The organism is Bacillus canaveralius (assembly GCF_002860125.1).
Taxonomy (GTDB): Bacteria; Bacillota; Bacilli; order Bacillales; family Cytobacillaceae; genus Bacillus_BJ; species Bacillus_BJ canaveralius.
On record NZ_PGVA01000001.1, the window covers coordinates 1 to 18,712 of the forward strand.

Consider the following 18,712-nt stretch of genomic DNA (forward strand, 5'->3'; position numbering starts at 1 on the left):
GAACACCCTGAAACCCGAGGACAAGAAGACAATATCTAATTCCTGTTTTCTACTCTACAAAGAGCATCACCCGATTTTTTGGATATGAAATTAAATTATTCTATAAAAATAAATGGAATGTTTTGCTTAGTAAGCGATTACTTCGGTGAATCTAAAATTATCATAGTATTGTGTGAATATTCAATGATTTCTCTACATACGATATCTACCAAAAACAAGTTAAGGGCAATATATTTACATTTTAATAATTTTAAGATATTATTTTAATATTATTTACGCTTAATCTTAATTGAAGAACGGGGGAACCAATTCAGCGGCTTTGCCGCTTGGGGTGAATTCATGAGTGAAAGGGCATTTTGTTTCCAAGTCCTAACCCGACAGCTAACCTCGTCAGCGTCTTAGAGGGAACAGTATGAAAATTGTTTCTGTTAAAAAAGACACTCCCAACGTGTGTTTTTTTTTGTATAAGCAGGGCAGCCATCGTGTTTCCCTCACCGAGATTATTGCTTTTACAGCATAGAAAATTACAGAAGGTGAGGATGTTAGATGAAAAAGATTAGTTTAGCCGGCCAAATTTTTATCGGCTTAATTCTCGGAATTATTGTAGGGGCTTTGTTTTACGGAAGTCCGGAAATTGCGTCGTATTTAACGCCCATTGGAGACATATTTCTCCGTTTAATTAAAATGATTGTCGTGCCTATTGTGATCGCAAGTATCATTGTTGCCGTAGCAGGTGTAGGCGATATTAAACAACTGGGTAAAATTGGCGGTAAAACAATATTATATTTTGAAATCATCACGACCATCGCGATCATTGTGGGGATTGCTGCAGCAAATATATTCCAGCCTGGTGCTGGTATAAATATGAGCCAGCTCGATAAAACCGATATTGCCAGTTATGTCGACACAGCTGAAACTCAGGAAACTAAATCGCTTGTAAATACATTGGTAGAAATTGTACCAACCAATCCAATTGCGGCCATTGCAGAGGGTGACATGCTTGCTATCATTTTCTTTGCGCTTATATTCGGTCTGGGGATTTCTGCAATCGGTGAAAAAGGAAAACCGGTGATTGCCTTCTTCCAGGGAACTGCGGACGCCATGTTTTATGCAACAAATCAAATCATGAGATTCGCTCCGTTTGGTGTTTTCGCACTCATAGGGGTAACTGTTTCAAAGTTTGGGATTACATCGCTAATCCCGCTTGGGAAATTGGTGCTTACTGTATTTGGAACGATGATTTTCTTTGTGATAGTAGTTTTGGGAGTAGTTGCGAAACTGGCAGGATTCAGTATCTTTAAATTGATTAAAATATTGAAAGATGAGTTAATATTGGCTTTCTCGACGGCAAGCTCAGAAACGGTATTGCCAAGGATTATGGATAAAATGGAGAAAGCCGGATGTCCGAAGCATATTACTTCTTTCGTAATTCCGACTGGCTACTCCTTTAATCTCGATGGTTCAACGCTGTATCAAGCACTTGCTGCCATCTTTATCGCCCAAATGTATGGAATCGATATGAGTATCGGCGAGCAGATTTCGTTAATGCTTGTCCTGATGGTAACTTCGAAAGGAATTGCCGGCGTTCCGGGAGTATCATTCGTCGTTCTGTTAGCCACATTAGGAACTGTTGGCTTACCTGTTGAAGGTTTAGCATTTATCGCCGGAATCGACCGAATTCTCGATATGGGACGAACAGCTGTAAACGTGGTAGGAAACTCTCTTGCGGCAATTGTCATTTCTAAATGGGAAGGTCAATTCAACCCAATGGAAGAAATGGAGCCAATTGAGCAAGCTTCATAATATCTGAACAAAGACAGCCAGGAGAAGGAAGATTCCTTTTCCTGGCTGTTTTTCTATTTGAATATGAGTAGCTACTTTCCGAAAAGGTATTTATCTGCCCTGTGACATTTCACACTGCATTTTAATTTGGGAGCGCTTACTATAAGTCGCATATTAATGTCGAATAAATTACTTCTATTATAAAAAGTTAACAAATTGGGGTTGATAAAACTGAATCTAGGTACAGTTCTCGATATCGCCATAAGTAAGCACCCGGATAAAATTGCTTTAATTGCAGGAGAATCCCATTATAAATTTTCAAGATTGAATTTAGAAGTAAACAAACTTGCATCTTCCATGCAAAAGCTCGGGATCCGAAAAGGAGAACGAGTAATGGTTCTGCTTCAAAACCAAGTTGAATCTGTTCTTATTTTTTTTGCCGTTCAAAAATTAGGAGCGATTTTCGTCCCGCTTAATTACAACCTATCAATAAACGAAGTTCAATACTGTATCAATGATATCGAGCCGAAAATTATTTTTTGCGATTACGATAGCTTCGATTATATGGACAAAATTAAATTGAGCAGCAGGCCCATTTTCGTAAGCATTTCACCATTGGGCGGTGATATTAGCTTTCAGGAATTGATCCTGCGGGGAGCAGCTGATTTTGAGACTACAACATCTGATGATCATGAAATAGCAATGATATTATACACCTCGGGAACTAACGGGGTTCCGAAAGGGGTCCCACGCTCACATAAAAACGAATATTCATCGACGATAACCTTCATAAATCAAAATAGATATGAACCTTTCGAGACAACCTTGGGTGTTATGCCGATTTGCCACATTAGGGGAATTCGAATGATTCTTGCGATGATTTTTTTAAATGGAACATATATCATTCCACCCCCATTTTTTGATTCCATGGACTTACTTAATTTAATTTCTAAAGAAAAAGTCACTTGTTTATTTATGAATCCGACTAAATACTACGAGCTCTTAAATGACCCAAACATCAAAGATTACGATTTATCCTCACTAAAGAAAATCTCCTATGGTGGCGCGCGAATGTCGGAGGATCTTATAAATAATTGCATCCAGTTATTAAAACCAGAGTCTTTTATTAATTATTATGGGTGCACAGAAATTTTCACAATTGCCACTTGTTCTGTACTAGAAGACAGAACAGGCTGTGTTGGGAAACCTGGTACTCAACAGAAGATTAGGGTCATCCATCCCAGCAAGGTTAATCTTTCTACACCAGAAGATTTAGTTAAAAGAGGAGAAGTGGGAGAAATTATCGTCCATATTGAGTCTATTGAGGCTTTTAGTGGGTATTGGAAAGAGCCGGACTGGTTAGAAAACGCAATTCAGGACAATTGGTTTTTTACCGGAGATATTGGTTACATAGATGAAGATGAGCACTTGTTTATTGTTGGCCGGGTAGATAATATGGTGATTTCTGAAGGGGAAAAGGTGTTTCCTGACGAGATCGAAGAAGTATTGCTTAATAACCCTAAGGTAGCTGACGCTCTGGTGTTGGGAGAACAGGATCAACATTGTGGGCAGATCATTACCGCCTATATCGTTCCAAGTGATTTAACACTTACCGTCCAGGAATTAGACTACTATTGTAAAAACCACTTATCCAGTTATAAACGACCAAGAATATATAAAATTTTAACAGAAATACCGACAATGAAAACTACAATAGATCAATTACATCTACTTTCTACCTAAACGCATGGGATAACTAGTCCTGAAGGGGTGATGTACATGGCAGGGTTGTTGATATTGGACTATGAGAAAATAATTCGGCAAGAAATTAAATTAATTTTTAAAGAAAGCCAATATAACCATCTGTCAATTTACGAATCTGATTCTGGAAAATCTGCATTAAGTATTTTTCAGCAAAAAAAGCCGAGTTTGGTCATTATGGATTTATCACTGCCGGATGTTGATGGAATTCAACTCGGTAAAGAATTTATAAAAATATCTCCAAAAGTTTCTGTCATTGTCCTTTCACAACTAACAATGTTTGAAATGGTTGAGTCTTCGATCAACGCAGGTTTTTCTGGATACCTGATCAAACCTCTTTCCAAAGTAAAGCTTCTCAGTATCGTCGATAGGCTTCAAATTCCAGATCTGTTTCAACATTCGACTGATACGAGCAAAGAAAGCGAATCAGTTGATGCTGCAAAACAACCGGTCAAACACGCTTTGGAATTTATTCACAACAAGTACCAAGATGAACTCACTCTGCATGAGGTTGCTAACTATGTTTATCTCAGTGATTGTTACTTCAGCCGTTTATTCAAAGCAGAGATGAAGATTTCTTTCATTGAGTACCTAAAAAAATACAGATTGAATCAAGCTAAAAGGCTGCTGAAAATGACCTCTTTCCCCATCGAAGTCATTGCCAATAATACAGGGTTCGCAAATGCAAGCTATTTCACTACCACGTTTAAACGAATGGAAGGAAAAACCCCCACTGAATATAGGGGCGACTTTGTTAAATTATTTGATAAAACTCATTAAATATTCATGTGAAGGTGTTAGTGATTCAAAACTCGGTTTTTCATTTTTGCATTAATTTAAATGTTGTTGCATCCATGCACTCTCCGTACTTTCGTTCACCGACTTTAAGGTATCAAAAGTGAGAGCAGGATGCTTTTTTTTATTTTTAATGGGGGAACCGCGTTCGGTGATAATTCAAGGATCACTTCCCACATCCATGATACAACCGGAAACATGACATCAAAAATATAGCAAAAAAGTTGAATCTAAAAGGTCAAAAATCTTAATCCGAGTGAAGAAATGCAAAGATATAATTTGGATAGTTAATTAAAAAATTTAATTAAGTAAGAGTGTTAAGGAGGTGCCAGCATTGCAATTTTTGAGTACTGGGATTGCTGATCCTGGGTACTAGAAAGGCCTGTAAGAAGAATTACAATGCTCAAACATAACTTCGGAGATTAATGAAAGCGTGTTCATTTTTATTTTATTAATTGTTTGCCAATGTAAATATTACGCGTAAGTAGTTCTGTAAGGTGCCCTGCTATGTAAGGGCTGTGTTCCAGAGAGTCAGCATATTTTTTACTTGGGTTTAGGCCATGATTTTATTAGGAGGTTGGACTGGTAATGAAAAAAAGAATGATAGTTTTTGTTGTCTTAATGATGGCAACTCTAGCACTAGTTCTAGCAGGCTGTAGTGGAGATAAAACGTCTGCTACTGATAAAGAGGATGGAAGCAAAGGAAAAAAAACGGTTGGCTGGGCAATGGCTTATTTTGATCATCCAGTATATCAAACTATGATGAAAGCTTCCAAAGAAGTGGCAGAAAAAGAAGGAATCGAATTAGTATTTGCTGACGGAAAGAACGATCCGGTTGTCCAAGCTTCGCTAATCGATAACTTTATTGCACAAAAGGTAGATGCAATTATTGTAACGCCAACGGTGGCAGACCCCCTAATCCCAGCCATTAAGAAGATTAACGAAGCGGGTATTCCACTGCTGATTGTTGATCGTACGATGAACACTCGAGGTACTGGCATTAAATGGGATGCATTAGTTAGTTGGGATATGGCGAAATCAGGCACTCTTGGTGCCCAGCAGGTTGCAGAATCGATAAATAAAAAAGGTAAGGTTGTCGTGGTTGAAGGTACACCGGGTGCAGGACCTACTATTGAACGTGGCAATGCTTTTTATGAAGAGCTTAAGAAATATCCCGAAGTTGAAGTGGTATATAAGGTATCCGCGGATTTTAACAGAACTAAAGGCATGGAGGTAACTGAAAACATACTGCAGCGTTATTCTAAGGGTGAAATTGATGCTATTTATTACATGAACGACGAAATGGCTCTTGGTGGAATTCAAGCAATCAAATCAGCTGGCCGGTTACACGACTTCAAAGTAATCAGTGTTGACGGTCAGAAGGAAGCGATGGACGCTGTCAGAGCAGGAGAAATTGATGAAGAAACGATATTCCGTCCTGATGAAGAAGCTGTAGCCGTTAGCATTGCCGCAAGCATCGCCAGAGGGGAAAAACCTGATTTGGCAAATCAGTCCTATAATGATCAAAAATTTGAATTAACTGAATTTGAAGGTATGCCTTGGGTCCGCCCGACTTGTTACAAAGTGGATAAGTCCAACTTGGATGCACCTGAATGGCAAGGGTGGTAAGCGCTGGTTTCGCTCAATTTTATCAGCTGGTGCCTTTTAAATATGAAAATACTAAGTTATAAGGAGATGGAAGTATGGCTGTTAAAGAGCCTCTACACTATCAAATTGATACTGCAGCTAAGCATAGCAAACGTATTGAAGAGATGCTGAATTATGTAAACTCCGTTCGAGCAGGTATTTGCATTGAACGAGCACGCTATGTTACTGAGTCGTATCGCCAAACAGAAAATCTTCCTTATATTATGAGGCGTGCAAAAGCATTAGAGAACACTTTGAAAAATATGACTCTTTACATTCTGCCAGGCAGCCTTCTAGTTGGAAATCAAGCTTCAAAGCCCAATTCTTCGCCGCTATTTCCTGAATTTACAGTAGATTTCCTGGAAGAAGAAATATTTGAAGGTAAACCGTATTTTCCAGATGAAAGACCCGCAGATAAATTTGAAGTTGATAAAAACACACTGAGCGAACTAAAGGAAACACTGGAGTGGTGGCACGGTAGGACTCATAAAGAAAAAGTGTATGCGATGCTGTCGGAAGAAGCGGTGCTATCCCAAGACTCTATTGGAGCTGTGAATATAGTTAACTTTTTACATGGTGGTGACGGTCATCTAAGTCCACCATATGACTGGCTGTTTGAACATGGTCTGCGTTACATGATTGATCAATGTACAGAAAAATTAAAGCAAGTTGATTTCGCTTGTCCGGAAGGTATGGAAAAAAAGCGTTTTTACGAAGCTTCAATCGTGTCGATGCAGGCAGTGATTGACTTAGCCCAACGTTATGCAAGGTTGGCAGAAATTGAAGCGGAAAAAAATCAAGATCAGCAGCGTAAACTGGAACTGCGGGAATTGGCCCGTATTTGCCGAAAAGTTCCTGAACATCCGGCGGATAGCTTTCACGAAGCACTCCAATTTATGACCTTTGTCCAGTTCGCAATCCAAATAGAAGATAATGCTCAAGGAATCTGCCCTGGACGTTTTGACCAGGTGCTTTTGGATCATTATCAACACGATATTGCTGCAGGAGTGATTACTAGAGAGGAAGCCCTTGAACTTGTTCAAAACTTTTTCGTTTGTTTGTCAACTGTGGAAAGAATTAGAAGCTGGGAAGATACGGATTATTTCCGGGGGAAACCGATATTTCAGAATATGACTATTGGTGGAACCGATCCTGAAACGGGATTGGATGCTACAAATGAATTAACCTATCTTGTCTTAGATGCAATTGCAAACACCCGTACAGTGCAGCCGTCCCACTATGCTCGCTGGCACAAGGGAGCGCCAGAAAAATATAAGATGAAAGTAGCTGAAGTAATTCGCCTCGGTACAGGATTTCCGGCTATATCCAATGATGACTTATACATTCCTGCTATGTTAAACCGTGGGTATGAGTATCAGGATGCTGCGGATTATTGTATTGTAGGCTGTGCAGAGCCAGGGGTAGCCGGATTAAGAGGTGGAAGGACTGGAGCAGCTTGGTTTTGTTTGGCTAAAGTGTTTGAAATGGCATTGTATAACGGATTTGACACGAGAAGTAACGTTAGCCTTAACCCGAATCAAAATGGGAAAGATCTTACAAATTTTGAATCATTCGAAGAACTTTGGAGCGCTTTTGAAGATCAGGCTAAGTACTATGTAAAACTTGCGGTCATTATGGATAACACAACAGATAAATTATGGGAGGAGTATATGGAAGAACCTTTAACATCAGTTCTGGGTTGTCCGACAACCACTATTGAAAGGGGACGCTCCTTAAAGAGGGGAGGAGCCAAGTACGATTTTAGCGGGAACGAAACGATTGGTTTGGCAAATGTGGCGAACAGCCTTTATGCCATAAAACAACTTGTATTTGAGCAAAAGCAGATTACCGGTGCTCAACTGCTTCATGCGCTGAAAACAGATTTTAGCGACATTACCACAAATCCTACAGGTCCTGAAATCCAACAAATGTGCCTGACAGTTCCTAAATACGGTAATGACATTGATGAGGTGGATTATATTGCCCGTGATGTACTGGCGCTTATCTGTGAAGAGTTTCCTAAATATAAAAATACCCGGTATGGTCGTGGACCTATCGGTGGCGTTTTCCAGGCCTCTACAACTACGGTGTCATCCAATACACCTTTTGGAAGGATAACAGGAACATTGCCAGATGGAAGAAAACGTGGTACTCCAGTGTCTGATGGACAATCACCAATGCGGGGTACAGACACGGAGGGGCCGACAGCGGCAGTTAAAAGTGTGTCAAAAATTCGCAACGTCATTTTGTCGGAAGGTTCACTTTATAACCTGAAATTTTTACCTCAGGATCTCAAGGATTAAGGAGGAGAAAAACTCATGGCTCAAAAAGGTTTACAAAGGTTGGTTAACTTAATTGATTATTATTTCTCTCTCGGTGGAATGCAGATGCAATTTAATGTAGTTAGCAGGGAGACGCTCTTGGCTGCACAAAAAGACCCTGACAAATATCGTAATTTAATTGTTAGAGTTGCCGGATATTCCGCTTATTTCGTCAATTTGGATAAGACGGTTCAGCAGGACATTATCGAAAGAACTGAAGAAAGAATTTAGAGAAGAAAAGACCGGTCTTGGATGAAAGCCGGTCTTCATTTTACCCTAAGCTTTGTAAAAAATTTTGAAAGAGGGCTGCACGAATGTCAATAAGCAAATGTGACCAAGAGAAGGTAGCTCAAATCTTCAATATACAGCGTTGGAGTTTGCATGACGGTCCAGGGATTCGTACCGTGGTTTTTTTGAAAGGATGTCCATTACGATGTCTTTGGTGCTGTAATCCAGAATCACAGGAGTCCTACAGCGAAATGGCTTATTTCAAAGACCAATGTATTGGCAGTGGACGGTGCATTAAATCCTGTCCTCATGGAGCGATAACACTGAGCGGTGATAGTTATATAACTGACTATAGTAAATGTATAGAACATTGTTATAACAGGGAGGAACCCCCTTATAAGTGCACGGTGAATTGCTGGAGCCAAGCCAGAAAGACCATCGGTAATTCGATGTCGGTTAGTAAGGTATTGAACGAGGTACTGAAAGACAGCCTTATGTATAAACAAAGTGGCGGAGGGGTAACAGTTTCCGGGGGAGAACCTATGAGCCAATTCAGTTTCGTTAAGGAATTACTGCAGCAGTGCAAAGAAAATTGGCTGCATACAGCCATGGAAACCTGTGGGTTTTCACGGTGGGAAAACTACGAGGAGATAATGGAGTACGTAGATTTGCTTTTCCTTGACTTGAAGCATTTTGATGATGACAGGCATAAGGAATTGACTGGTCAGAGCAATGTTCCCATTTTTGAAAATGCCCGTCGTTTGGCAAGTTTCATGCGCAGTAAAGGAGGAGAAATGGTCGTCCGGATACCGATAATCCCTGGGTACAATGACTCTGAAGAAAACGTTAAGTCAATTGTTGGATTTGTCTCTTCCCAGCTGGAGGGAGTTAAAGTCATTGAACTTATGCCCTATCATAGGCTTGGTCGAGGGAAATATCCAGACATTGGGAAGTCATACCAGCTTAATGATGTTGAGGTTCCTTCACAAACCAAAATTGACAGCCTGCACGAAATCATCTTACAACACGGTCTGGCTGTTCAATACTAGTTATAGGAAAGGGAATGGTATAAATGCAATCAGACATTCTCGTTATGGAAGAAATAGAAAAGTCTTTCCCTGGAGTCAAAGCATTACAAAAGGTTCATTTAAGCGTTCGGAAAGGAGAAGTTCATGCCTTGCTTGGGGAGAATGGAGCCGGAAAATCCACCCTCATGAAAATTTTGGCAGGTGCCTATAGTAAGGATGCAGGGAAGATTTTCTTTGATTCGGAGGCAGTTGAAATAAAGAATCCTAAGCATGCCCAGGAGATGGGAATATCTATCATATATCAGGAACTAAGTATTTTACCACACTTAAGTATCGCGGAAAACATCTTCTTGGGCCGCCTGCCAAAACGAAAAAGGTATCCTTGGCTAATTGATTGGAGCAGATGCTATGAGGAAAGTAAGGAGCTTTTAAACAGATTGGGACTAAAGGTGGATCCTCGCACCCCTGCTTCCCGTCTTAAAGTGGCAGAGCAACAAATGGTTGAGATTGCTAAATCTTTATCTTATAACGCGAAAGTAATCATAATGGATGAACCTACCGCGCCGCTGACCTCTCATGAAATTGATAATTTATTCGAAGTGGTGAATATGCTTAAAAAACAAGGCGTTAGTATAATTTATGTTTCCCACCGTTTACCTGAAATAAAGGAAATTTGTGATAGAACGACGGTGTTACGGGATGGTCAGAACATTGGTACAGTAAATGTAGCAGAAACAGAAATCGAAGATTGGGTTAGCATGATGGTGGGGCGCGACCTCGACAAAATGTTTCCTAAACACATCGTACCACATGGGTCAGAAACCTTGGAAGTTCGTAATCTCGTAACAGACAAATTAAAAGATGTCAGCTTTAAAGCTTATAAAGGGGAAATTTTAGGAATTGCCGGGCTTGTTGGTGCTGGACGTACTGAACTTGCTCGGGCCTTGTTCGGAGCTGACCCGATATTAAAAGGGGAAATTAACATAGCAGGAAAACCTGTAAACATGTGTAGTCCCCGGACAGCGATCAAAAATGGTATCGGATTAGTTCCGGAAGACAGGAAAGGACAGGGGTTAGTGCTGCCGATGTCAGTCAAAGACAACACTACTCTAGCCAATCTGCCGGGCATCAGCAGGCTAGGTAAGCTTAGATTGGGTTTGGAAGGGGCATTGGCAAAAAAATTCGTGCGTGAACTTGACATTGCCACGCCAGGTATTTACCAAGAGACAGTAAACTTAAGTGGTGGTAATCAACAAAAGGTGGTCCTTGCCAAGTGGCTTTGTTCTAAATCCCAGATCTTAATAATCGATGAACCTACAAGGGGTATTGATGTGGGGGCAAAGGTGGAAATATACGAGCTGCTGAATGAATTGGTGGGTAATGGTGCTACTGTTATTATGATTTCCTCAGAGATGCCTGAATTGATAGGAATGAGTGATAGGGTCATTGTGATGCATGAGGGTAAAATAACAGGTGAATTGAAACGCGAAGAGTTCAGCGAGGAAAGCATAATGCGTTATGCATCAGGTCTTACTGACAACGCTAATAGGAACCCAATGGAGGTTGATGTTCTTGGAACAGCTTACCAAAGCGTTAACTGAGTCTGGAAATAGGCGTAGTAGTTTATCTTCTATCAAATGGAGTGGCAGCAACCGAGAGCATTTGATCATTTTTTCAGTTTTATTGGTTTTATGTATAGGCCTAAGCATGGCGTCTCCAGCCTTTTTGACGCAAAGTAACTTGCTCGACATCACCCGGGTTGTTTCCATAAATGGAATAATGGCGCTTGGTATGACTTTTGTCATTCTCACCGGCGGGATTGATTTGTCGGTTGGCTCAACATTTGCCTTGGCAGGGGTGATTACTGCAGGTTTGGTGACGGGGAGTTACAGTGACTCGACTCTGGTAGGTTTAGTAACTTTACCTGTTCCATTCGCTTTATTTGTTGGAATTTTGGTGGGAGTGGCAATAGGCTTTGTCAATGGTTTAATTATTACTAGATTCAAGGTAGGAGCTTTTGTAGTGACTTTGGGAATGATGATCTTTGCCCGGGGATTAACTTATCTGTATTCCGGTGGATATCCGGTTAATTTTAAACCTATGTCCGCTAGTTTCGGATGGATTGGACAAGGTTCTGTTTTGGGCCTCCCAACACCAACGGTTCTTTTTATCGTTATTATAGCTTTGTGTTGGTGGATTATCAGATATACGGCGTTTGGCAGATCGGTTTATGCCATAGGAGGAAATGAAGAAGCAGCAAGGCTGTCAGGTATAAATGTTAAAAGGATTCAGATTTTCGCGTATTCTTTTCTAGGTGCTTTAGCTGCTTTTAGTGGTATTATCATGACTTCTCGAGTAGCTTCAGGATCTCCTGTTGCTGGAACGGGTTATGAGTTGGATGTTATTGCTGCAGTGGTTATTGGAGGTACCAGCCTTGTAGGAGGTAAAGGCTCAATCTTCGGGACCATTCTTGGAGTTTTCATCATCGGTGTAATTGAGAACGGCTTAAACCTGATGGGAGTATCTACTTACTACCAGTACATAATCAAGGGTTTGGTACTCATTACGGCTGTGGGGATTGACGGTTATCTTCGCAAGAAAAAATATTGATTAAATTAATGGAGGGTAAGTTTATGGAGTTAATAAGTAAAGATCGTAAAAATTCCTCTCCATCGCTGGTAGCAGTAAGGCCATGGCTAACAAAGCTGGGGTTGGAAGGGCAGCAATTGATCATTCTGGTCGGTCTGATTCTATTGATCGCACTGTTCTCAGCAATCAATCCAGACTTTTTGTCTTATAAAAATTTTGAAGACATTTTGAGGATGTCTTCAATTTACGGTATTGCTGCTCTCGGTATGACTTTGGTAATGCTCACCGGGGGTATTGACCTGTCAGTTGGATCTGTTATGGCTTTAGGCGGGGCGTTGAGTGCCGGCTTTCTCGGTATAGCTTTCGGTGCTGCTAACCCGATACAATTGCCTTTTGTTCTGGCCGTGTTGCTGGCCATTATAATTACGGGTGTTATTGGATTGCTCAATGGCTTTGTGATAACTAAATTTAACATAGCCCCTTTCGTTGCTACACTGGGGATGATGACTATTGCCAGGGGCTTAACCTATATCTACACTGATTTTACCGTTGGAGGAATACCAGGTTCACCAATCACGTTCAGCCATCCGCTATTTGATTGGCTGGGAGCGGGCTATATAGTTGGGATACCAACTCAAGCCGTAATTTTCATAGTTTTGGCCCTTGTATTGGGATTTGTGCTTCGCCATACTGCCTTGGGAAGAAATGTTTATGCAGTCGGAGGAAATGGGGAAATCTCACGATTAGCTGGAATAAATAAAGATTGGATCGTGATGATTGCTTATATGGCGATGGGAGTTTTAGCTGGTTTAAGCGGCTTATTGTTAACCGGGAAATTATCGTCTGCATCACCCTTAACCGGAACGGGGTATGAGCTTGATATCATCACAATAGTGGTCCTGGGCGGTACAAGTATGATTGGCGGCAGGGCATCCATTTTTGGTACTGTGCTGGGTGCGTTGATTTTAAGTGTAATTACTAATGGTTTGAATTTTTTAAATGTCCCTTCGTTCTATCAATACTTAATCAAAGGGACGATTTTAGTAGCTGCGGTGATATTTGACCAAGTATATCAACGCAGAGTAAATCATAAGAAATCTGATTAACTCATTCTATTTAGCACAATCATAAAAATTCCTTTCATACAAACCGAAAAGGAGATTTTTCCTTTTCTGTTTGTATGGAAGGGTCAGCATTATATGAGATGAGAACTATCCTTAAAGATGGCATACATCCATCCTTGTGCAGGGCAGCAGGATAGATAAAAATGAAAAGAGGAAAGAACGATGACAACTGGAATGGTTGGTAGCTTTCAGTTTATGAAGTCACTCAATAAATCACTTATATTGAATGAGATTCGTACGGAAGGACCCATTTCCCGTGCGGAAATTGCCAAAAAAACCAATTTGACTCCTCCCACGGTGACCAATCTGGTGAATGAACTATTAGAGTCTAAATTAGTGTTGGAGAGTGATTTGGGTACTTCAACCGGAGGGCGCAAACCGATCATGCTTTGCCTCAATTCTTCTACTTTTCGTGTTATTGGAGTTGATGTAGGAGTCGATAATCTTAAATTGGTTTCTACTAATATTAACGCTGAAGTCATGGATACCCTTCTTGTTAAAATGCCTAATTCATTATCAGCCGAAACATTCATGAATCTGCTGATTAAATCGATTCATGGCATGTTCGCAGAGCTGAAAAATGATACCCTTCTTGGTATTGGTGTAGGTATGCATGGGCTCGTCGACCCTCAAAAAGGAGTGGCCCAATACGCGCCAAATTTAAATCTGCGAAATATTCCTATTCGGGAAAGGTTAGAGGAAGAGTTTCAAATACCTGTTGAAATAGAGAATGATGTCAGAGCGATGGCCCTGGGAGAAAGCTGGTTCGGAAATGGTCAGGGTATCGATAATTTTATCTGTATTAATGTTGGAATGGGCGTGGGGGCAGGCATTATTTTAAACCATAAGCTTTTCACAGGATCAAGCTTTACGGCTGGAGAAATTGGCCATACTACGATCGATGTGGAAGGGCCAAAATGCAGCTGTGGAAATTATGGATGCCTGCAGGCTCTTGTTGCAGGACCGGCAATTACAGCGAGAGCACAAAAGGAAATTCGCCTTGGCAGGAAGAGTCTCATTGAGGAATTCGTACATAGAGATTTGGGTCAGATCACTGGGGAAATTGTTCATCAGGCTGCTCTCAAAGGTGATCAACTAGCGATTGAAGTCCTTGGAGATGCAGGCCGTTATCTTGGGATCGGAATTGCAAATATGATCAACACGTTAAATCCGGCCAGGATTATACTGGGCGGAGGTGTCTCGAAAGCTGGGGAATTTCTCTTGGCACCTATGAAGGAAATGGTCAAGAAAAGGGCATTGAATTCAACTCCAATCAGTACGACAAATTTGGGGGAATACGGTACGGCTATTGGTGCTGTTACACTGGTTCTTAAGAAGATTTTTTTGCCGGAATATAGCTGAATCGAAGAGATATGCGAAAAGCGGGCATGAAATTCCTGTAAAGGATAGATCACTACCCCAAAACGACATGCCTATTGGAAAGGTCACAGTTCAATTTTCTGTGACCTTTTTGCGTTTATTCACATTTTGTTTAGTTCGTCCAACTGATTATTGAGTGCTTTTAATTCGGCTTCAATTTCATCGAGCTGCTTGTAAAGTGGGGTGGTATTACCTTGTACATATTCAAGTTTTTCCAGGTCATTCTGGAGGCGGACATATTCGGCTTTAACGTCTTGGATTTTGTATTGGATTTCGGATTTCTTCACATATATCACCTCATACTTCTTTTACTACAGTAGTAGCGTAAAAAATAATTATACCCCGGTATATGTAATAAAAGAATTAATTTTTTATAAATATTGAAAAGGCCAGCAGTTTTAAATAAAACTGTCGCATTCTGGCTCTTATGAACTGCTTCTTTATAAGAAAATGTCATAAATGATTGAGGAATTCTCAATTAATTAATTTTTGTTATACGTTTTCTAGAACATGTCTTTGAAAATTCATACAACGGTGATCGCTCGTATTGATTTACAGTATTGACGCCCATTTTAACAACGTTTTAGGTCTTAAAAGAGCATTTAAACAAATTTGAATAGCGTCCAAAAGTTTCTTCTGGACGCTATATTAAGAACTGATTATAAAATTGTCAAATAAATCTAACAACATCCTCCAAAGGCAGCCGAGTAGTCTGGAATGCCGGTTCGGCCGCTTTTCCCAACGCAATCAAAACAACTGGTATGTATCTGTCTGATACATTGAATCTCTCACGGAATTTTTGTTTGTCGAATCCGCCCATTGGTACCGTGTCATAGCCTCGTGCTTTTGCGATTAGCATGAGCTGCATCGCGACGAGGCCGGCATCGAATGATGCTATATTTGCTCTTACTTCTGTTGGTGCCAAAGGATATGTTTTATTGGTTCCTTCAATTAAGCGGTTCATGTTCGCTTCATCCATAAAGCCTGCTTCATGGGCACTGCGATAGACTTTCTCCACATTTTCATACATTTCTAAATCGCCTAGAATCGCGATAACAGCAGAGGAAGTTTCAACTTGCTCCTGGTTATTGGCGATAGCTCTCAGCTCTTTTTTTGTTTCTTCATCCTGAATGACAAGGAACTGCCACGGCTGTAAATTGCTTGATGAAGGAGCAAGTGTGGCTTCCTTCAAAATGTCTTCAAGTTCTTCTTTTGAAATTTTATAGTCCGGATCATACTTCCTGACAGAATGTCGTTCACGGATGACCGTTGATAAGCTTTGCTCAGATGCTGACAATTTCTATTCCTCCTAAAATCATTTCACTTACTAAAAGTAAGCAACTTTTACAGCTTACTATTTGTAAGTGAAACCTGTCAAAAAATTTGTTTCAACATTCCCCACGTTTTTAAATTACAGTAACTAACACAGGCCCATGTTTAGCATTTTTATCGTTTCGCTTAATTAAGTCCAGTTTTCGCTTAATTGTTGATTTTTTCGCTTAAATAATCGGGGTTTTCGCTTAATTCCCTTGAATTATCGCTTAATTAATCTGATTGAATACTAATAATAGGAATTTTAAGGAATTTAAAGTAAAAATATGTTAGTTTAAACATCTCAAATTAAGCCATTAACCTTAATTTGATCATATTCCTCTCAAAAGAGCATATAAAATGATTGTTTTTTGATCCTAATATCAGCTTTTCCATACTTTAAGAAATATAATAGGTTCCTCTACAAAAAACCTCACCTCAAACCTTCACTTCGATTCACAAAGGTAGACAAAATACTACACAAAATGTTGGGATGAAAGCGGTAACAAAATGAAAAAGACGGGTGATATAATAAATGCAACAAAATAAGTGAATTATTTCACAAACAATACAACTTCAGGGGAGGACAAAGACCATGTCTGTGATCATTAATGAAAATTTGATAAATCTGTGATCTGCTACAAAAGAGGATATAATTGAGAATTTTTGGTCCCCGCTGGTAATGTCCCCCATGTACTCCAGGATGGAATAAACGGGGCAGGCATGAGTCTTTTGCGCTTAAAAAAGGGATAAGCTTTGGTGAGTTCAACGAGATCACGGTTATTATTGTGCTGGCCGCCACACAAGAAAAAAAGCATGTCCGGGCTTTATCCCAGCTGAATAAAATCATGTCTGATGAAAACAACATTCATACCATTCATCAGGCCGCGTCAGCAAAAGAATTTATGCAACCCGCCAGAACACCCGTGATTTCAAACGTGAGATGAATGGCGGGTGTTTTCTTTTGGTTTAAATACGGAACTTATGTTCTTATTTGTGTATAATAATACAGAAAGGCAGGTGAAGACTCAAATGAGTTCCGGTTCAAAAAAAATGTACGGAGTTCAAAAAGTACATTTAAAAAATCTTACCAAAAAGGAATTCTTAGCATTAAGACAGCTGTGCCGTTTAAGTAAAAATATGTACAATGTCGGTTTGTATAACGTTCGTCAACATTTTTTTGAAACAAAAGAATTTCTAACATATGAAAGTTGTGGTCGGCCACAACAAAGAGTGGAAACAACAAGTGAAAATGCGAAAAAAAGATAAACAGTCGTTTGTTCAAATCCCTCATTCACAGTGGATAAACAAGCTTCATTCCATGTGTAAACGCTATGGTATTGAATTGATCGTACAGGAAGAATCCTACACTTCACAAGCCAGTTTTCTGGACAATGATGAACTGCCTATCTACAAAAAAGAAACAGAACCAGTTACAAAGTTCTCCGGAAGTAGAATTAAAAGAGGACTGTATCGCACAGGACAAAAGATACTTGTTAACGCTGATCTTAATGGTGCAGCCAATATCTTAAGAAAAAGTAACCATAATGTCCATATGGACAAAGTGGCTAGGGGGCTTTTGGCGGTCCCAATGAGAATTCGTATGGTTTAAACCTACAAGGTACAACCTAACCTATCTCATAAAAGAATCCCACGAATTAATTCGTGGGAGGTTCAAGCATTAATCGAAAGTCTTTCTGCTTAAAGATGATTGTGCTTCAGAATGAGTCTTTTCTCTCGCCAATACAACAAATAACGCTCCGGTGAGCACGATGATTCCGCCGCTTAATTGCAAAATCGACATGTTTTCTCCGAACAATAAGGTCGAGCAAACAATCGTAACGACAGGTTCTGCCATGCTCAGAATTGACGCTTTTGTAGGGCCGATTATGTTCATTCCCGCAAAAAATGTAAACATGGCGATAACGGTTGAAAACAAGGCAATGCCAACAATCGGAATCCAGCCTGACATTTCAAATTGAAAGTTAAGGGTGTTTGTTAATAAGCCGCCAGCTAAGAATGAGATCGAGGCAAATAAAGCAGTAAAGGCGCTTGTGATGATCGGCTGTACTTTTATAGCAACAAGGTTTCCGAAGATGATATAAACAGAGTACACAATCGCAGCGCCAAGGGCTAGCAAAAGTCCTGTATAATTTACATTTCCCGCCGGTGCACCGAGGATAAGGACCATCCCAAATAAAGAAACTATGATCGAAACAAGCAGCGGCTTTGATAGTTTTTCTTTGTTGATGAAAAAGGAGAGCACTGCCACAAAAACAGGATATAAATATAGAATTAATGCTGCTAAGGAGGCGGGGATATATTGAACCGCCACAAAGTAAAAAGTCGATTGTAAACTGTATAAAACTCCGCCAAGAATAAACAGTGAAACCAATAGTTTTTTCGTTATCGCCAATGGCTGCTTTTTTATCAGAGGATAGGAGAATAAAATCATCGCAGCAAACGCAAAACGTAAGAACAATAGAGTCGCCACACTTATGCCGCTGTCATAAGCATAAAGCGCAAAGATGGGCAGCAAACCGAACCCCGTTGCAGATATTAAAATTAAAAAAATACCCACATACATATTGCCAATCCCCCTATGACTCGCCTTGTATGATATTATTCCACCAGCCAATATACAATCCCTTTAAATTGTTTAGGAGATGTGACAAATTATTCCCGACCTTTCGACCTATAAGGAGCGGGCTGTTAGTAGTGTTTTTACAAATGGTATAGACAACTA

The 18,712-nt window shown here is 40.1% G+C and carries 15 protein-coding genes, 1 pseudogene and 1 riboswitch; of the genes and pseudogenes, 13 read left to right on the forward strand and 3 right to left on the reverse strand.

All coding sequences use genetic code 11. The features are described 5' to 3' along the window. Positions 1-266 precede the first annotated feature (266 nt). A riboswitch (cyclic di-AMP (ydaO/yuaA leader) is annotated at positions 267-411 on the forward strand. 135 nt (positions 412-546) lie between these two features. From CU635_RS00005 to CU635_RS00055, 10 genes and pseudogenes are all read left to right on the forward strand, one after another. Beyond that, the gene (locus CU635_RS00005) at positions 547-1,803 is read left to right on the forward strand and encodes a cation:dicarboxylate symporter family transporter (protein WP_101575126.1); all 1,257 of its coding nucleotides are present in this window, start codon (positions 547-549) and stop codon (positions 1,801-1,803) included. Positions 1,804-1,998: 195 nt separating this feature from the next. Beyond that, entirely contained in the window at positions 1,999-3,525 is a 1,527-nt protein-coding gene (locus CU635_RS00010; protein ID WP_101575127.1) for a class I adenylate-forming enzyme family protein, read from the forward strand. A 36-nt stretch (positions 3,526-3,561) separates the two neighbouring features. Beyond that, entirely contained in the window at positions 3,562-4,323 is a 762-nt protein-coding gene (locus tag CU635_RS00015; RefSeq protein WP_180956598.1) for a helix-turn-helix domain-containing protein, read from the forward strand. A 603-nt stretch (positions 4,324-4,926) separates the two neighbouring features. Continuing rightward, positions 4,927-5,967, forward strand: a complete 1,041-nt coding sequence (locus tag CU635_RS00020; protein ID WP_101575129.1) for a substrate-binding domain-containing protein — start codon at positions 4,927-4,929, stop codon at positions 5,965-5,967. A gap of 143 nt (positions 5,968-6,110) precedes the next feature. Continuing rightward, a pseudogene (locus CU635_RS00025) lies at positions 6,111-8,537 on the forward strand (glycyl radical protein). A gap of 83 nt (positions 8,538-8,620) precedes the next feature. Then, the gene (locus tag CU635_RS00035) at positions 8,621-9,583 is read left to right on the forward strand and encodes a glycyl-radical enzyme activating protein (protein WP_101575132.1); all 963 of its coding nucleotides are present in this window, start codon (positions 8,621-8,623) and stop codon (positions 9,581-9,583) included. A 23-nt stretch (positions 9,584-9,606) separates the two neighbouring features. Further along, the gene (locus CU635_RS00040) at positions 9,607-11,163 is read left to right on the forward strand and encodes a sugar ABC transporter ATP-binding protein (RefSeq protein WP_101575133.1); all 1,557 of its coding nucleotides are present in this window, start codon (positions 9,607-9,609) and stop codon (positions 11,161-11,163) included. After that, a complete protein-coding gene (locus CU635_RS00045) occupies positions 11,135-12,172 on the forward strand; it encodes an ABC transporter permease (protein ID WP_245917215.1) in 1,038 nt (345 codons plus the stop codon). Before CU635_RS00040 ends, CU635_RS00045 begins: the two co-directional genes overlap by 29 nt. 23 nt (positions 12,173-12,195) lie before the next feature. Beyond that, the gene (locus CU635_RS00050) at positions 12,196-13,257 is read left to right on the forward strand and encodes an ABC transporter permease (protein ID WP_101575135.1); all 1,062 of its coding nucleotides are present in this window, start codon (positions 12,196-12,198) and stop codon (positions 13,255-13,257) included. A gap of 180 nt (positions 13,258-13,437) precedes the next feature. Beyond that, a complete protein-coding gene (locus CU635_RS00055) occupies positions 13,438-14,637 on the forward strand; it encodes an ROK family transcriptional regulator (RefSeq protein ID WP_101575136.1) in 1,200 nt (399 codons plus the stop codon). A 119-nt stretch (positions 14,638-14,756) separates the two neighbouring features. Here the strand turns inward: CU635_RS00055 and CU635_RS00060 are convergent, their stop codons facing one another. Both CU635_RS00060 and CU635_RS00065 read right to left on the reverse strand, forming a co-directional pair. Continuing rightward, positions 14,757-14,942 carry an SE1832 family protein gene (locus tag CU635_RS00060; protein WP_101575137.1) on the reverse strand — a complete coding sequence of 62 codons (186 nt, stop codon included), beginning with the start codon at positions 14,940-14,942 and terminating at the stop codon, positions 14,757-14,759. Positions 14,943-15,325: 383 nt separating this feature from the next. Continuing rightward, on the reverse strand, positions 15,326-15,952 hold the full coding sequence (locus CU635_RS00065; protein ID WP_101575138.1) for a nitroreductase family protein: 627 nt from the start codon (positions 15,950-15,952) through the stop codon (positions 15,326-15,328). A 763-nt stretch (positions 15,953-16,715) separates the two neighbouring features. On the opposite strand from CU635_RS00065, the gene CU635_RS24265 reads away from it, so the two are divergent. From CU635_RS24265 to CU635_RS00075, 3 genes are all read left to right on the forward strand, one after another. Further along, positions 16,716-16,913 (forward strand): PTS sugar transporter subunit IIA, encoded by a 198-nt coding sequence (locus tag CU635_RS24265; RefSeq protein ID WP_101575139.1) that lies wholly within the window; start codon positions 16,716-16,718, stop codon positions 16,911-16,913. Positions 16,914-16,998: 85 nt separating this feature from the next. Then, complete coding sequence (locus tag CU635_RS23145) at positions 16,999-17,235, forward strand: hypothetical protein (RefSeq protein ID WP_180955633.1); 237 nt, start codon at positions 16,999-17,001, stop codon at positions 17,233-17,235. Continuing rightward, entirely contained in the window at positions 17,219-17,578 is a 360-nt protein-coding gene (locus tag CU635_RS00075; RefSeq protein WP_245917232.1) for a zinc ribbon domain-containing protein, read from the forward strand. The genes CU635_RS23145 and CU635_RS00075 overlap by 17 nt, the downstream gene beginning before the upstream one ends. Positions 17,579-17,647: 69 nt before the next feature. Here the strand turns inward: CU635_RS00075 and CU635_RS00080 are convergent, their stop codons facing one another. Continuing rightward, the gene (locus tag CU635_RS00080) at positions 17,648-18,553 is read right to left on the reverse strand and encodes a DMT family transporter (protein ID WP_101575141.1); all 906 of its coding nucleotides are present in this window, start codon (positions 18,551-18,553) and stop codon (positions 17,648-17,650) included. Positions 18,554-18,712: the final 159 nt, after the last annotated feature.

What these genes read in the sequence shown, in the direction of transcription:
- CU635_RS00005 (WP_101575126.1), top strand. Translation starts at nt 547, where the DNA reads ATGAAAAAGATTAGTTTAGCCGGCCAAATTTTTATCGGCTTAATTCTC.
- CU635_RS00015 (WP_180956598.1), top strand. Translation starts at nt 3,562, where the DNA reads ATGGCAGGGTTGTTGATATTGGACTATGAGAAAATAATTCGGCAAGAA.
- CU635_RS00020 (WP_101575129.1), top strand. Translation starts at nt 4,927, where the DNA reads ATGAAAAAAAGAATGATAGTTTTTGTTGTCTTAATGATGGCAACTCTA.
- CU635_RS00035 (WP_101575132.1), top strand. Translation starts at nt 8,621, where the DNA reads ATGTCAATAAGCAAATGTGACCAAGAGAAGGTAGCTCAAATCTTCAAT.
- CU635_RS00040 (WP_101575133.1), top strand. Translation starts at nt 9,607, where the DNA reads ATGCAATCAGACATTCTCGTTATGGAAGAAATAGAAAAGTCTTTCCCT.
- CU635_RS00050 (WP_101575135.1), top strand. Translation starts at nt 12,196, where the DNA reads ATGGAGTTAATAAGTAAAGATCGTAAAAATTCCTCTCCATCGCTGGTA.
- CU635_RS00055 (WP_101575136.1), top strand. Translation starts at nt 13,438, where the DNA reads ATGACAACTGGAATGGTTGGTAGCTTTCAGTTTATGAAGTCACTCAAT.
- CU635_RS23145 (WP_180955633.1), top strand. Translation starts at nt 16,999, where the DNA reads ATGAGTTCCGGTTCAAAAAAAATGTACGGAGTTCAAAAAGTACATTTA.
- CU635_RS00075 (WP_245917232.1), top strand. Translation starts at nt 17,219, where the DNA reads ATGCGAAAAAAAGATAAACAGTCGTTTGTTCAAATCCCTCATTCACAG.
- CU635_RS00080 (WP_101575141.1), bottom strand. Translation starts at nt 18,553, where the DNA reads ATGTATGTGGGTATTTTTTTAATTTTAATATCTGCAACGGGGTTCGGT.